General features: G+C 48.2%; 16 protein-coding genes and 1 pseudogene. 4 read left to right on the top strand and 13 right to left on the bottom strand.

Annotated elements, in window-relative coordinates:
- The first annotated feature begins 146 nt into the window (after nucleotides 1-146).
- On the top strand, nucleotides 147-1,001 hold the full coding sequence (locus tag M0Q40_08105; protein MCK9222571.1) for an AraC family transcriptional regulator: 855 nt from the start codon (nucleotides 147-149) through the stop codon (nucleotides 999-1,001).
- On the opposite strand, the gene M0Q40_08100 is transcribed toward M0Q40_08105, so the two are convergent.
- Both M0Q40_08100 and M0Q40_08095 read right to left on the bottom strand, forming a co-directional pair.
- Complete coding sequence (locus M0Q40_08100; GenBank protein MCK9222570.1) at nucleotides 998-1,579, bottom strand: hypothetical protein; 582 nt, start codon at nucleotides 1,577-1,579, stop codon at nucleotides 998-1,000. The two genes, M0Q40_08105 and M0Q40_08100, sit on opposite strands and share 4 nt — an antisense overlap.
- Complete coding sequence (locus M0Q40_08095; protein ID MCK9222569.1) at nucleotides 1,554-2,282, bottom strand: GntR family transcriptional regulator; 729 nt, start codon at nucleotides 2,280-2,282, stop codon at nucleotides 1,554-1,556. Before M0Q40_08095 ends, M0Q40_08100 begins: the two co-directional genes overlap by 26 nt.
- A 212-nt stretch (nucleotides 2,283-2,494) precedes the next feature.
- Here M0Q40_08095 and M0Q40_08090 point away from each other — a divergent pair, with 212 nt between their 5' ends.
- Both M0Q40_08090 and M0Q40_08085 read left to right on the top strand, forming a co-directional pair.
- Entirely contained in the window at nucleotides 2,495-2,842 is a 348-nt protein-coding gene (locus M0Q40_08090; protein ID MCK9222568.1) for a cupin domain-containing protein, read from the top strand.
- A gap of 14 nt (nucleotides 2,843-2,856) precedes the next feature.
- Nucleotides 2,857-3,587: pseudogene (locus M0Q40_08085) on the top strand (ThuA domain-containing protein).
- A 27-nt stretch (nucleotides 3,588-3,614) separates the two neighbouring features.
- Here M0Q40_08085 and M0Q40_08080 read toward each other — a convergent pair.
- A complete protein-coding gene (locus M0Q40_08080) occupies nucleotides 3,615-4,382 on the bottom strand; it encodes a sugar phosphate isomerase/epimerase (GenBank protein MCK9222567.1) in 768 nt (255 codons plus the stop codon).
- A 128-nt stretch (nucleotides 4,383-4,510) separates the two neighbouring features.
- On the opposite strand from M0Q40_08080, the gene M0Q40_08075 reads away from it, so the two are divergent.
- Nucleotides 4,511-5,818, top strand: coding sequence for an amidophosphoribosyltransferase (locus M0Q40_08075; GenBank protein ID MCK9222566.1), 1,308 nt, complete (start codon nucleotides 4,511-4,513; stop codon nucleotides 5,816-5,818).
- Between the two features lie 78 nt (nucleotides 5,819-5,896).
- Here M0Q40_08075 and carB read toward each other — a convergent pair whose 3' ends face one another.
- The 10 genes from carB to M0Q40_08025 all read right to left on the bottom strand — a co-directional run bounded on the left by carB (nucleotide 5,897) and on the right by M0Q40_08025 (nucleotide 15,153).
- Entirely contained in the window at nucleotides 5,897-9,124 is a 3,228-nt protein-coding gene (gene carB, locus M0Q40_08070) for a carbamoyl-phosphate synthase large subunit (protein ID MCK9222565.1), read from the bottom strand.
- On the bottom strand, nucleotides 9,108-10,220 hold the full coding sequence (gene carA, locus M0Q40_08065) for a glutamine-hydrolyzing carbamoyl-phosphate synthase small subunit (GenBank protein ID MCK9222564.1): 1,113 nt from the start codon (nucleotides 10,218-10,220) through the stop codon (nucleotides 9,108-9,110). Before carA ends, carB begins: the two co-directional genes overlap by 17 nt.
- Nucleotides 10,221-10,290: 70 nt before the next feature.
- Nucleotides 10,291-11,298: a tRNA (adenosine(37)-N6)-threonylcarbamoyltransferase complex transferase subunit TsaD gene (tsaD, locus tag M0Q40_08060; protein MCK9222563.1), complete on the bottom strand. Its 1,008-nt coding sequence runs from the start codon at nucleotides 11,296-11,298 to the stop codon at nucleotides 10,291-10,293.
- Nucleotides 11,291-11,764, bottom strand: coding sequence for a ribosomal protein S18-alanine N-acetyltransferase (rimI, locus tag M0Q40_08055; GenBank protein MCK9222562.1), 474 nt, complete (start codon nucleotides 11,762-11,764; stop codon nucleotides 11,291-11,293). The genes tsaD and rimI overlap by 8 nt, the downstream gene beginning before the upstream one ends.
- The gene (gene tsaB, locus M0Q40_08050; GenBank protein ID MCK9222561.1) at nucleotides 11,746-12,432 is read right to left on the bottom strand and encodes a tRNA (adenosine(37)-N6)-threonylcarbamoyltransferase complex dimerization subunit type 1 TsaB; all 687 of its coding nucleotides are present in this window, start codon (nucleotides 12,430-12,432) and stop codon (nucleotides 11,746-11,748) included. Before tsaB ends, rimI begins: the two co-directional genes overlap by 19 nt.
- Nucleotides 12,433-12,439: 7 nt before the next feature.
- Nucleotides 12,440-12,907, bottom strand: coding sequence for a tRNA (adenosine(37)-N6)-threonylcarbamoyltransferase complex ATPase subunit type 1 TsaE (tsaE, locus tag M0Q40_08045; GenBank protein MCK9222560.1), 468 nt, complete (start codon nucleotides 12,905-12,907; stop codon nucleotides 12,440-12,442).
- Nucleotides 12,908-12,920: 13 nt separating this feature from the next.
- Nucleotides 12,921-13,742: a M55 family metallopeptidase gene (locus M0Q40_08040; protein ID MCK9222559.1), complete on the bottom strand. Its 822-nt coding sequence runs from the start codon at nucleotides 13,740-13,742 to the stop codon at nucleotides 12,921-12,923.
- Between the two features lie 7 nt (nucleotides 13,743-13,749).
- Nucleotides 13,750-14,466 (bottom strand): gamma-glutamyl-gamma-aminobutyrate hydrolase family protein, encoded by a 717-nt coding sequence (locus M0Q40_08035; protein MCK9222558.1) that lies wholly within the window; start codon nucleotides 14,464-14,466, stop codon nucleotides 13,750-13,752.
- A gap of 26 nt (nucleotides 14,467-14,492) precedes the next feature.
- Nucleotides 14,493-14,852, bottom strand: a complete 360-nt coding sequence (locus M0Q40_08030; GenBank protein ID MCK9222557.1) for a type II toxin-antitoxin system PemK/MazF family toxin — start codon at nucleotides 14,850-14,852, stop codon at nucleotides 14,493-14,495.
- A 28-nt stretch (nucleotides 14,853-14,880) separates the two neighbouring features.
- On the bottom strand, nucleotides 14,881-15,153 hold the full coding sequence (locus tag M0Q40_08025) for a CopG family transcriptional regulator (protein ID MCK9222556.1): 273 nt from the start codon (nucleotides 15,151-15,153) through the stop codon (nucleotides 14,881-14,883).
- Between the last annotated feature and the right edge of the window lie 190 nt (nucleotides 15,154-15,343).

Genomic DNA, 15,343 nt, shown 5'->3' with positions numbered 1-15,343 from the left:
TAACATAGCTCATATGATTATGTGTCCTTAGCAATCGATATTGATCCAATAAGGTAACTAAAGTGCAATTCACTGTTCCAGTTCTATCCAGAGGAGGAGAAAGCAGAGTTGCCGTATCAGGCGGAAGACACTGATACGAAACCTCTGTGCATTACGTGGCCGAGCTTGATGGTATCGTTCCAGAAGTAATCTACGCAGTAGACCGAGACTGCCGGTTATTCTCCGGCTGGCACCTAGCCCCACGGACCTTAAATGAGTACAACTACCTGATTTTCTTGGAGGGAACCGCTTGGTTTGACTACCAAGGGGCACTCCATAAGGTCGGCCGGGGAGACCTAGTCTGCATTGTACCCGGCGAGGAGCATGCAGCCTGGACCACCGAGGAAGACCCGATGCATTGCTATGCCTTTTGTTTTCATATATATACGATGAATGGTACAAGACTGCAAGAGGATTGTCTAAATATGCCCCGGTTCAGCCGCCCGGGAAACTTCGAGCAACTACAGTACCTATTCCGTCGTTTAGTACATCACTGGGTGTCCGGTCAGCACAATCACAGAGCCAAATGCCGGAGTATTGCGCTGAACATCTTATATGAACTTGACTACTGGCAACACACTAACCTAGCCCCTAAGCAAACCGACCAAGTGGGACAGGTAATCGAATACCTTATGAGCAACTACCACCAGCAGATCACCCTAGCAGATATGGCAAAGATAATGCACCTTAACCCTGTCTATTTTAGCAGAATCTTCAAGATCGCCACTGGACAAACCCCTATTCAATACCTGACTTCCATTCGAGTCAAGAAAGCTATAGATTTACTCCTAGAATCTACTGAAACAATCAACGAGATCTCGTTTAAGGTTGGGTACAAGGATCCATCGTATTTTAGCCGGGTTTTCAAAAAGGTAACCGGAATATGTCCCCAACAGTATAGGCAGTCCGCTACTCTGTCGGAGGAGAATAATAGCCCCGACAAGCCCTCTGATGGTACTTAGATGAAGTCAGCAGGTGTCATTTGTCTCGCCCAAATATAGGAGTACTCCTCTTTAGAACCCCACTTCCCTGACGCGATACCAAGTTTAGCCGTAAATGGATCAAACTCTTCATCTACATCAAAGATCAAACGGATTACGTACTGAATGTTGGGGGTCAGGTCCAAAAAGAGCATGACATGACTGTATTCCTCACTGCTACTTAGAGTGGAGGTCAAAGTAGCGGTCTCTGACATTTGGTACTTGCGTCCCGCCTCATCAATTAAGTGGATCCGTGGCGAATATAGCGAAGCTTCCCCCTCGGATATGTTCACAGTCCAAAGATCTATGATGTAAAATACACCCAGAGCTTCCTCGGTCAAACCTGCCGTGCCAATCTCCCTTTGAAATCGTGCATCCATCACACCGATTAGTAATGGCCCACAGGTCGCCACCGGAATAAAGTGCTCATCACTTCGCAAGACCATTTCATAGTTGACCGGGTATTCCGTGGTATTCCCGCTACTGAAACCCGAGCTGAAAACAAGAAACGCCAACAATGACCAACAGATCTTCTTAGATACGTCCAGCAAGGCAATCAAGTCCCCCTATCTCCTGGATTATGCCATCGTCACTGCAAAAGTCAGGGTTTTCCTCTTCTAACCGCCTCAGACACTTTCGGACCGCATCAACATGACACAAGATCACATTTCCCGCCAGTTCCCAGTTTCTTTCACAAATGGCCTGATACAACAGTCGATGCTCGTCCATCCCCTTTTGAAGAGTATCAAGCCGCCTAATATTCCAAGTCCGCACCCGGATCATGACAGTGATTACTTGTAGATATAAGCGGATCGCTTGCTGATTATCCGTCGACTCAAGAAGCGTTTTGTGAAACATGTTATCCAGGTCAAGACTGCGGGAGAGTTCGTGAGCACCGTCAATAGTCTCATGTTCCGCTAATAGTCTTGCAACAACATCCCGGTCTATGTGGGCAACACCAGCTTCTAGTTTTTTCAGCATCCATTCCTCAAGGAGTAGACGCATATCACAGGCATCCAACACCTCTTTTGGAACTATCTTTGTAACAAAGGTTCCCCTTTGGGGGATCGTCATTACTAACCGTTCCTGCTCCAAAAGTTTTAAAGCTTCCCGCACGGGAGAACGACTCACATTTAGTGTTTCTGCCAAAATATTCTCAGAAAGCCGAGCCCCAGGGGGTATTTCCATGAGAATTATCTTTTCCCGAAGAGCCTCGTAGACGATACTACTAAACGAAGCCCTTCGCGCAGGAAAAGTAACCATTACTATCCACCCCCCCTTTTGAGCCGCACTGATACTGTTATTCGGCATTTCTTAAGGCTATTCCTTCTAAATGTTTTTTAGCAGCATTCGGAAGCTCGGAAGGAATACACCAGTTGTAGTAGAACATATTCCATAAATAAAAGGCATTAATATTTGGAAGGATTTCTGGAACCGGTTTCAGTTATAATGCTCCAAAGAAAGGGGGAAAGTCTTTGATCAAAGCAAAACAAGACCTCATCACCGATATTCGCCGCAGCATGCACAAGGGAGAAGGTAGTATCGAATTTGAACATATCGCTACTACCGAAGAGTTGAAGGGCAAGTGTCGGTTGTTTGCTAAGTTGCGGCTAGAACCTAACGCTTCAATCGGATTGCACGAACACAACGATGAAGAAGAGATATTCTATATCCTTAAGGGCACCGGCCTTGTCACCGATGACAATGCAGAAAAACTGGTACATCCAGGTGATGTTGTTATTACTAGAGGAGGCAGCTCCCATAGCATAAAAAACAATGGCACTTCTGACCTTGAGTTAATCGCAGTCATTCTTATCTACTAGAAGGAGGCACACAAATGAGCGAAAACAAGAAGATTCGAGTGACGGTTTGGCATGAGTATCTTCATGAAAAGAGCAACAAAACAGTAGCCAGAATCTACCCCGAAGGGATGCATGTGGCATTAGCTAACCACCTAAAGACCCAAGAGGATCTGGAAGTACGCACAGCAACCTTGGAGGAGCCAGAACATGGTCTGACCGATGAGGTGCTAGACAACACTGATGTACTCACCTGGTGGGGCCATGCTGGGCATCACCTAGTCTCTGATACAGTGGTAGATAAAGTCTGTAAAAGAGTTTTGGACGGTATGGGATTTATTGCCCTTCATTCTGGACATATGTCCAAAGTATTCAAGAAGCTGATGGGAACGTCCTGTGATCTACTATGGCGAGAAGACGGAGATAAGGAACGACTATGGGTAGTAAACCCAGGTCATCCGATTGTAGAAGGAATTGGACCCTACATCGAACTGCCCCAGACCGAAACCTACGGAGAGTTCTTTGACATCCCTGAACCGGATTCTTTAATCTTCATCAGCTGGTTTGAAGGTGGCGAGGTCTTTCGCAGCGGATGCTGTTATCAACGGGGTAGTGGTAAGATCTTTTATTTTCGCCCCGGACACGAGACTTATCCCGTCTACTACAACCCGGAGATCCTCAGGGGATTACCAACGCTGTCCGCTGGGCGGCACCGGTTGCTGGTCCTGCCCGTCGTTTTGGTCATGTAAAGCCGTTAGAAACAAAGTAAAGGAAGCGCACGTGCGCTTCCTTTTCACTAGACTAAACCCATTGCCTTTAGATTGCGCAGACTAATAGCCAGACTCTCAAATGGATCCCGTTGGCATATATCTTGTTCCACCACATACCACAAGACTCCTGCCTCCTTACATGCCCGCAAGATGTCTGGCCAATTGAGGTTACCTTCACCAACTTCAGCCATAGCTTGTCTTCCATCACAAATAGTCATGTCCTTTAAGTGCACAATCCGCATACGCCCCGAGACTTTTTGGATCCAAGCCGCTGGATCCCCACCACCGTGTTGGATCCAAAAGGTATCAATTTCGGCTAGAAAGACCTCTGGATCGCTTTCCTCAAAAAGGATATCCAAACCCAACCGTCCCTGGAATTTCTCAAACTCAAAGCTATGGTTATGGTAGCTAAAGGTAAGCCCCGCTCGAGCAAGCTGACGCCCAATGGCAGTGGCCTCCTGGGCAAAGCGTTTGTATCCATCGGCATCTGTCTTATATTCCCCGGGCATCGAACCTACTGCGACATGCTGGCATCCCCATAATCTATGTTCTTCAACAACCTTGTCGAACTCATCTTTCAGTCTTTGAAAACTCACATGAGTGGCAGCTACTTGCAGATTGTAGTCCTGAAGTATCTTGGCCAATTCCCCTGGTTCGATAGGGCCTAAACCGGAAAGCTGAACCGCTTCATAGCCAATTTCCCGAACCTTACTCAAGCTCTGTCGAATCTCCTGAGGGGTCTTGAGTGAGTCACGAAGTGTATATAATTGTGCAGCAATGACGGTATTACTCATACCACTAACCTCCCACATTCTGTTTAAGTCGGTATTCGCCAACAAACAGATAAATCCTGCAACTACTCTTGACGCTTAGTTTCTTAGCATCTATGATTAAGACATGAGAAAGGCAGGAGGCATCATAGATGGGTGGAGTTTTGGGGTTAAACTACCGAGAACACAATTGCATTGGAGATCTACAAGATGGCATTTTCCAGCTTCAGCATCGCGGCCAGGAGCATTGTGGCTTTGCCACTGTGGGAAACAGGCTACACTGTGAATGTTACCCCGGCCTTGTATCTGTAAATACCAATGCGGAACAGTTGGAGAAGTTTCCGGGTAAATCAGGGTTGGCCCATGTTAGTCTATCTGATCCCCAACCCCTGGTACTGGAATCCCGTCTGGGCAAAATGGCGTTGGTCTTCGATGGAGTAATCAACAACGCTCGAGAGATTAAACAAGAACTACTCCAACAAGGGTGTGCTTTTGCCTACGGAACCGACGGTGAGATCATGGCCCGGCTGATCAGTCAAGGAAAAGACATTGTGGATGGTCTTGCCGGACTTCCTGACAGGATAAGGGGCGCCTATTCTTTATTAGTCTTAACAGAAAAGGGACAATTGTTTGCAATGCGCTGTCCTGCAGGAATTAGACCGTTAGTTATTGGTATCAATGATGCAGGAACCTGTGCCGCATCGGAATCGGGTACTCTTGACTGGCTTGGAGTCAAGGAGTTTAAGGATGTGGAACCTGGAGCTATTTATGAGCTAAAGACTTCTGGCTTTGCCAAGGTGGCAGAAAGACCCGCCCAAAAAATCGCCCATTGTGCCTTTGAATACGCCTATATGGCTCGAATTGACGCGATTATTGACGGGGTACCTGTCAGCCAAGCAAGGAACAACTTCGGTTCCGCCTTAGCCGCCAGAGACCAATCCGTAAATGCTGATGTAGTGGCAGGTGTACCGATGTCCGGTCTTGGTCATGCCCTAGGATACCATTTGGCATCCCAGGTTCCCTACGGAATCGTATTTGATTATAACCGCTATGCCCATGGACGAAGTTACATTCCTCCCACTCAAACGGAGCGAAAAAGAATCGCCACCAGCAAGCTGTATATCGTAAAGGAAGCAGTAAAAGGAAAACGCATCGTCCTCTGTGATGATTCAATCGTGCGAGGCACGCAGATTGCCCACCGGGTCGATGAGCTGATGAATGCAGGCGCAAGGGAGGTCCATGTACGTATCGGTGCACCAAAACTCAGCTATCCCTGCAAATATAGTATTTCCGCCCGTACTCCAGAAGAACTCATCGGTAACCAACGAACCGAGGACGAGATCTGCGCAATCCTAGGGGCCACTAGCCTACATTACAATACTGTAGACGACTTCGTCAAAGCCATTGGTTTACCCATAGAAAAGCTGTGTCTAGCCTGTTGGCTTGGTAACGATCATTAGTATCTCGGTGTTAAAGTACCGAACACTTCGGTCTAGTATTTAAGATGGCGCAAGCATTGCTTGCGCCATCTAGCAACCTTACCACGTCTTCATCTCATGATATTCCTGTAGAGTCTTTACCCTTAGTTCCCGCTTCCTTAGTGCCTCAATCCCCTGTACACTTGCTTGGGCCCCTTGCAGGGTAGTTATCAGAGGAATCCCCCTGGCCACTGCTAAAGCACGCATTCGACGTTCATCAACCCGGGGGAGTTTGCCACTAGTGGTATTGATGATCATTCCCACCTCTCCGTTCTTGATTAAGTCAAGTACATGGGGACGTCCCTCGTGAATTTTATGCACCTCTTCAACCTCTATATCATGCTGTCTAAGCACACTAGCGGTTCCTTTGGTGGCAATCAGTCTAAAGCCCATGTCAATTAGGCGTCCAGCAAGCATCACTGCATGGCGTTTATCCTGGTTCTTCACACTAATGAAGACCTTGCCCTTTTGAGGAAGCTTCTGCCCGGCGGCAAGCTGGGATTTTGCAAAGGCCATGCCGAAGGAGGTGTCAATTCCCATAACCTCACCGGTAGATTTCATCTCTGGACTGAGCAAGGCATCTACCCCCGGAAACCGATTGAAGGGAAATACCGCTTCTTTAACTACCACATGGGAAATGTGGACCTCTTCGGTAAATCCTAATTCCTTTAGGGTTTTTCCGATCATTACCTTGGTCGCAAGTTTGGCTAGGGGAACACCGGTAGCCTTACTCACGAAGGGTATAGTACGGGAAGCACGGGGGTTTACTTCCAAAACATACAAGATATCGTTGCGTACCGCGTACTGGATATTCATCAGGCCCTTTACATCTAACTCCAAGGCCAGTGCCTTCGTCGTTTCCTTGATCTCTTCGATCAACTCTTCGGCCAAACTTATACATGGCAAAACACAGGCGCTATCCCCAGAATGGATACCCGCTTCCTCGATATGCTCCATAATCCCACCAATAACTACAGTCTCACCGTCGGCAATAGCATCAACATCTATTTCAATGGCATCTTCGAGGAACTTGTCAATCAGGACCGGATGATCCGGACACACTTCCACCGCATTCTTGATGTAATTAGCAAGTTCATGTTCATCATGTACGATCTGCATAGCCCGACCACCAAGCACATAGGACGGCCGTACCAAAACCGGGTAACCGATGCCACAAGCGATCTCCTTAGCTTCTACAAAGGACGTAGCCATTCCATTTGGGGGCTTTTGTAGCTGCAGTTTCTCTAGTAAGGCGTTGAATCGTTCCCGATCCTCGGCCCGATCAATGCTGTCGGGACTAGTGCCTAGGATTGCCACTCCCGCTTCTTGCAGGGGATTGGCTAGGTTTAGCGGAGTCTGACCGCCGAATTGGACTATCACGCCTGTGGGTTTCTCCCGGTCAATAATATCGAGCACGTCCTCCCTGGTAAGGGGCTCAAAATACAGTCGATCCGAAGTGTCGAAATCGGTACTGACCGTTTCAGGATTACTGTTAATCATTACACTTTCAAGGCCCTCTTCTTTCAAGGCATAGGAAGCGTGTACACAGCAATAATCGAATTCTATTCCCTGCCCAATACGGTTTGGACCCCCACCAAGAATGATCACTTTCTTATGCTCGGTGGCCCGACTTTCATCCTCGAATCCGTAGGTGGAGTAGAAGTAAGGTTTTGTCGCTTCATATTGCCCGGCGCAAGTGTCAACTAGTTTATAAACAGACTCTATCCCCTTCATCTTTCGATAATTGCGAACATCTAACTCATCGGTACCATAGGTTTTGGCCAACTGGAGATCGGAAAAGCCCATTTCCTTAGCTTGTCTTAGTACCTCATCAGGAACATCGGTAAGCTTTGACCACCTTTGCAGAACCTGCTCCATCTCCACAATTTCCTGCATATTATCTAGGAACCATCGATCTATTTTACTGATAGCATAGATCTCATCCACTGACATGCCTCTTCTAAGCCCTTCCCGAACATAGAATAGGCGAAGGTCACTAGGAATCCGGATCCGCTCTTCAAGGGTCTTGCCGTTGACCACATCAAGTTCCTTCCCGTCGGCTCCAAACCCAGCTCGTCCCACTTCAAGACCCCTTAGCCCTTTCTGTAGGGCCTCTTGGAAATTGCGACCGATGGACATCGTCTCCCCTACGGACTTCATGGAGGTGGTCAGCATTCGTTCTGCTTCCGGAAACTTCTCGAAGGTAAACCGGGGCATCTTCACAACGCAATAGTCGATGGCTGGTTCGTGAAATGAGGATGTATTCCCGGTGACTTCGTTTTTGATCTCATCAAGGGTATATCCTATTGCCAATTTGCTGGCAACCCAAGCAATGGGGTATCCGGTTGCCTTCGAAGCTAGGGCAGAACTCCTTGAGACCCGAGGGTTCACTTCAATGATGACGATCTCCCCATTGTCGGGATTAACTCCTAATTGAATGTTTGCTCCGCCAGCTTCGAGACCGATTTTCCGAATCACGCGGTGGCAAATACCTATAAGTCGATTGTATTCCTTAACTGACAATGTTTGGGCAGGTGCCACAACGATACTATCCCCGGTATGGACACCCATGGGATCGATATTCTCCATGGAAGTCACAATAACAACGTTATCCGCGCTGTCCTTAACTACCTCAAACTCTACTTCCTTCCAGCCAAGTACCGATTGCTCCACGAGGACCTGCCCCATTGGGCTTGTGCTAATGGCTGTAGCAGCAAGCTCCTTAAGCTCTTCAACGTTGTACACCACACCTCCCCCGGAACCACCAAGGGTGAAGGCAGGACGTAGAATCAATGGATAGCCAATTTCCTCAGCAATGTCTAGTGCTTGGTCCACACTGGTGGCAATTCCGCTCTTAGGCACGTTGACCCCGATCTCGGTCATGGCTTGACGGAAGAGATCCCGGTCCTCGGCCCGGGCGATGGCCTCGGGGCTAGCACCAATCACTTCAACATTATATTTCTCCAAAACGCCGGATTTGGCCAGAAATACAGCTAGGTTTAGCGCCGTCTGTCCCCCTAAAGTGGGCAGTAAGGCATCGGGACGCTCTCGTTCAATAATCTTGACCAATACCGATTCAATCAAGGGTTCCACATAGGTCCGGTCAGCCATCACCGGATCAGTCATGATCGTGGCAGGGTTACTATTAACCAGTACTACCTTATAGCCCTCCTCTTTGAGGGCCTTGCAGGCTTGGGATCCTGAATAATCAAACTCACACGCCTGTCCAATCACAATAGGTCCGGATCCAATAATCATGATCTTGCGCAGATCAGTCCTTTTGGGCAATCGACTCACATCCTTCACTAGAAATTCGACAGGTCTTACATAGCATGTTGTAGAAATCCTGAAACTCAGGGTTTACTTCACCTTCGGTGTAGGTGGGGCGATACTGCACACCAAAGGCTGGGTAACGTTCACTTTTGATGCCTTCAATAGTCTCGTCCACCAAGTTGATATGGCTAATCTGCACATCCTTGGGTAGATCCTCCGAGTCTAATACGTAACCATGGTTTTGCTCCGTGATCGCCAATTTACCGGTAATTAGGTTCTTGACAGGATAGTTGGCACCCCGGTGCCCTACCGGTAGTCTCGTGCTTCTTACCCCGAGGGACTTACCCAAAACCAAATGACCAAGTCCCACCCCAAAGATAGGCAGTCTCGGCAAAAGCTCAGTCACGTTTCGGATTACATCCGGCAAATGATTGGGGTCTCCCGGCCCACTTGATAAGAACAGACCGTTGGGATTTACCTTTTCTATTTCTGCCAGCCCAGCTGATGCTGGTAGTACAGTAACCTTTAGAGCTAACTCCGCCATTTGAGATAACTGGGATGTGGTAACTCCCAGATCCAACACAGCAACATGGGGTGCGCCATCGGAAAACACGTAAGCCTGTTGACATGTTACATCCAAGGCCGAGTGTTTGTATACATCCTGTGCCTTTAGGTCGGATAGTATCTGCTCTGTGTCATACTCCCCTACAGCGATTGCTGCGGGCATCGTCCCAGAAGTTCGGATCTTCACAGTTAATGAACGAGTATCAATTCCGGTTAACACCGTGACCCCTTGTTCTTCAAGAAAACTGTTTAGGTCCATCTTCGCACGCCAGTTACTGAAAATCCGGCTGTCGTGGTCTAAAATAAGACCTGCCAAATGGCAGGTCTTCGATTCCAGATCTTCAAGATTAATTCCATAGTTGCCGATCAAAGGATAAGTCATAGCCACCAATTGTCCAAAGCAAGCAGGATCGGTGATCACTTGATCGTAGCCTACCATTTTGGTGTTGGTGACCAGTTCACCAAAACGTAACCCCCGAGCGCCAATCCCCAGACCTTCATAGGTTGTTCCATCGCTTAGTACAAGCAGGGCCTTCACCCACATCATCCTTTCTCCCCTTGGGTCCGTTCCAAACATAATTGATTCTACATGTCGGTCGAAATTCCTGCATGGAAAATCAAATTAGGCCCAAATTTGCCACTGCATTTAGCTCGAGGTCAGCAAAGTCCCGGCGCTCGTATGCAAAGTGGGCCGCCCCGGCAATCATGGCCGCATTATCCGTACAGTAGACCAAATCCGGATAATACACATTGATACCCTGTTGCCGACCCTCTTCCGTCATAGCCTCCCGGAGCCGGGTATTAGCCGCAACTCCTCCGGATAAAATAATCGTCCCGATCTCCATTTCCTGGGCAACAGCAATAGCTTTTCTCACTAGTATATCCACAACAGCCTCCTGAAAGCTAGCTGCAACATCTGCAAGGTTTACCTCATCCTGCCGCTGCCTTGCATTATGAAGATAGTTGACGACCGCTGTCTTAAGGCCACTAAAACTAAAATCATATCCTTCATTGGCCAAAGCCCTCGGAAATCGAATCGCTACGGGATTCCCTTCCTTGGCCAGCTGATCGATTAAGGGACCGCCGGGATACCCAAGTCCCATGGTCCGGGCTACCTTGTCAAAGGCTTCACCCGCCGCATCATCCCGGGTTTGTCCAAGCAAAGTATAACTGCCCCACTGGGGCACGTAAAGTAGATCCGTATGTCCTCCGGATACGGTCAAACAGATCAGGGGCGGCTTTAATTCCGGATGGCTAAGACGGTTGGCAGTGATATGGCCTTCAATATGATTTACACCGATTAACGGGAGATCGGCAGCGAAAGCTATGGCTTTAGCCGCGGAAACACCCACAAGCAGTGCACCCACAAGACCTGGGCCATAGGTTACTGCCACCGCATCTAGATCATCAATGGCTAGCTGGGCGCTGTCCAGGGCCCTTTGAATAATGGGCAGGATTGTCTCCACATGCTTTCTTGAGGCAATCTCGGGTACAACACCACCAAATCGTTTATGTATATCAATCTGTGAACTAATAATATTAGACAATACCTTAGTTCCTCCGCAGACTACCGCGGCTGCTGTCTCATCACAGCTTGTCTCAATCCCTAAGATCAACTCATCCATGATTAGCCTCCCGATCGCCTAAAAGCTTCACCATGACCAAGGCATCCTCCAGGTTGTCACTATAGTACTGTTTGCGCACCCCAACCACCTGGAAACCCGCCTTCAGATAAAGACTCTGGGCCACTTGGTTCGAACGACGCACTTCCAAAGACATGATCCGTACATCCGCCCTTCGGGCCAGATCAATTAATGCTTCGACCAAACTCGAACCAATGCCTTGTGCTCTATACTCCGGGTACACGGCAATATTGGTAATGTGCCCCTCATCTTCAACAATCCAAATCCCAGCGTATCCCACTAATCTGCCATCTAGCTTATATCCCACATAGGAAGCTACAGAGTTATACACAAGCTCCCTCACAATGGATTCCCTTGACCAAGGAATTGGGAAGGATGCCTTCTCGATGGCCACCAGCTCATCCACATCCTCAAGACCTAACAGGCCAATTACATTCCGGAAGGACATTTTCGCTCTGCCTCCGATTGCCTTAGATAGACTGGTCGAAGAACCGAGGGATCATCCCTGTGTCCTTGTCTCATTGACTCTAATCCCAAATATGCCACCGAAGCCGGTCGGAGTAGGCAGTTGGGAACAGTAGCAAGAACAGCTAGATCAGCAAGCTGCTCCTTTAGGATACTCCCGTATTTAAGAACGCCATCCCCTAAAAAGACAACGGTCTTCTGCTGCTCCTGAAAAAACTTCACAAGAGAGTCCACGGAGATGTACTGGGGCTTTCGGATGGTTTGGTAATCTTGAGAGTACACCGCGGCATAGACGTTTTTCCGCCGAGCATCAATCATGGGACAAATCAGTTGGGCACCAAATCCCTGACGTGCTAAGGCAGCTAAGGTACTCACACCTACCACCGGACACTTCCACACCCACGCTAAGGTCTTGGCCACGGTAACCCCAATCCGTAGACCAGTAAAGGAACCTGGCCCAATACTGACTGCGATTCCGTCTATGTCCTCTTTTGGACAGTGTGCATCCAGCAAGAGCCTTTCTATGGAACCAAGTAATCTTTCCGAGTGGGTTGCGGACACATTAAGCAAGTATTCACCCCTAAGAGCATACTCGTCCAATAGCGCAACCCCTCCAGTTTGGGTCGCCGTATCAATCCCCAATACTAACACTACCAAGTCACCTTTCCAATCCCCGATACATTTTTAGTATTTCCTCTGTCCTTGGTCCATGGGCCACAAACCAAATCTTTCTTCCTGATTCATGGCCATATTCCATGATCACCTCAAGATGATCCTCGGGCAAAACAGGCTTAATCAGATCAGCCCACTCAATCGCCACAACCCCATCACCATAGAAGTATTCCTCATATCCCAAGTCTTCCAATTCGAGCAGGGAGTTGAGTCGGTAAACATCAAAATGGTAGAAGGGAATTCTTCCCTCGTATTCCCGGATAATCGTAAAAGTAGGACTCTTAATGGGTATCCCTACACCGAGTCCTTCTCCAATGCCTTGACAAAAGGTAGTCTTGCCTGCGCCTAAATCCCCCGATAGGGCAATCACATCCCCCGGTAATAGGTATGATGCAAGTCTTTGCCCGTACCCTTTGGTATCTAGATTAGAATTTGTTGTGACCAAAAACTCCATACCCTTAACCTCTTTAGCCCTGAGCTTTGCTACTTCCTGCTAGAATTAGACACAGGGTAATCATATTGTATAGCTCACTGTATTTCTCAGCTTTATAGATCACCGTACAGGCACCTTTCCGGGTTACCCCTGGTAATAATGTTACCACATCCGCCATATTTGTCTCAATAAAACTCACTTGTAAATTAAGGGGTTCCGCAAAAACCACCGGTTGAAATTCCTTAGAGGAGGTTACCGCCTCCTGGGCCAACTTTTCAATTTGTTGCCGGGCCTTACTCGGATGTAGGGAGCAGGCCGCATAGCGACCGATGCTTTCCTTAACCTGTGCTATTTTCGGCGGGGTCGGCCAAGCAGTTGCCTCTCGGGCTAATACCTCATCGCCAGTGACAAGGCCAACGGGAATACCAAGGCTGCCAGCAAAGCCTGCATTAACTGTAGCCTCTCCACAAAGTTGGCCGTTAATGCGAATCTCAGAAATACAGCTTGATGAGTAACTATGGGACAAAACGCCGGTCCCTATCCCCCCTGCGGCATGGTAACCAACGAGAAACACTAGATCAAACCCCTTTTCTAGTCCTTCCATCATGAGTGACGGCTTGGATCTTCCTAGGATAAACTTAGCCTCAGGATGGATTTCCTCAGGGATTAGATTACACATGGAATCGTGGGCATCGTTAACAACAACCTCCGTAGCGCCTCCGGCAATGGCTCCTTTAACAGCAGCGTTAACCTCCTGGGTCATCAGTCTTCTGCTTTCTAATGAGTAAACCCGCTGCTGCGACCAGGACACAATCCCGCAAATTCCCTCATAATCAGCAGATATATATACTTTCACGGTTATCTCACCTTCCCTGGGATTTGTATGCTGCCTCAATCAACTTCACAAAGGGCACCTGGGCCTTCTTGTGATGCTCCAACAACAGCTCCGGATGCCACTGTAAGCCAACCACGTATCGGTGCTTAATTGATTCAATGGCCTCGATGACACCATCCGTAGATCGTGCCGTACAGATCAGATTTTCCCCCAATACTTCAACCGCTTGGTGATGAAAGGAGTTAACCCGGAAATCGCCTTGACCGAACATCTCCCTAACTAAGCTTCCTTCTTCCGTCTTTACCCCATGCGTAGCATACCACCGCGGCGCCTGTTGGCGATGTTGCACCGTTGTCCACGTGGAGATATCCTGATACAACGTGCCTTTGGCAGCAACGTTAAGCATCTGCATCCCCCGACATATGCCAAGAACAGGTATATCCTGCTGTAAAGCATATGTGGCAACAGCAAGATGCAATCCATCGTCGGTCGGGTTAATCTGCCCGCACTGATTGGAAGGCTCCTGGCCATAATACTTTGGATCTATATCAAGCCCTCCGGGCAAAACAAAGCCCTGCACGGACCCTAAAAGCCCATGCAGGTCTTCTTCTAAACCCTTGGGAATGATTACACTAATTCCACCCGATTGGTGGATCGCTCTAACTAGATCACCGGAAACAGTTAGCTGATGTAACTCATCGATAACTCGGTGACTAACAGGAATCCCGATCCTAGGTTTTGCCATATCTTATCGCCATCCCTGGTATAAGATTACAGTTCGATAAGCCCAAGACTGATCTCCAAGGCCTCATCCACCTTCTCCATTGTAGCTCGGTCAAGCCTGGCGACCTTCTCCCTAAGCCTCCGCTTATCGATAGTCCGAATCTGCTCAAGAAGAATCACAGAATCCTTGTCTAAACTGTATTTTTCCTTCGGAATCTCAATGTGGGTAGGCATTTTAGCTTTCTTGATGCGGGACGTAATTGCTGCGATAATTGTGGTGGGACTATAACGATTCCCTATGTCGTTTTGAACGATCAGTACAGGACGAACACCACCCTGCTCCGAACCAACCACCGGGTTTAGGTCTGCATAGAAAATGTCCCCCCGCCTTATGTCTAGATCTGCCACTTGCTATCCCTTCCATAACAGCACTTCACTATAGTTTACTCAGCTTTACTTCGTATTGTTCTAGCAAGATTGTCGTGCTGCACAGATCCTCATCGGCGAGCTCCTGGTTGATGCTGGCCATTTCTTGATACCCTACGCGCATGCGCACCCTCAATTCCCGGCCCTTTTGGTGCCGCAGATAATACCTCAAAGCGTCGCGAACCAACCGACTTCGATTGCCATCCTGGTCTTGCACTAGACAGTCTACTTCCTCCAAAAGGCAAGGTGGAATGCAAACCATAACTCGTTTAAGATTCGGCATTACAGGATCCCCACTTTCGCTTTGGTAGAACAAAGAAAAGCAGATACTTTAGACCCGGTATTGTATATTATAACCTTGAGAGAATCTAGCGTCAATGCCACAACTTATACCAGCTTCCTGTACCCGGGGTTGCACCAAAACATGGTATATGCTACAATGTTTATGTAACGAACATATGTTTTCGCTTAGT

It is taken from the genome of Limnochordia bacterium (genome assembly GCA_023230925.1).
GTDB lineage: Bacteria > Bacillota > Limnochordia > DUMW01 > DUMW01 > JALNWK01.
The sequence above is the reverse complement of the archived record's forward strand: the minus strand, read 5'-3'. Positions and strand labels throughout refer to the sequence as shown.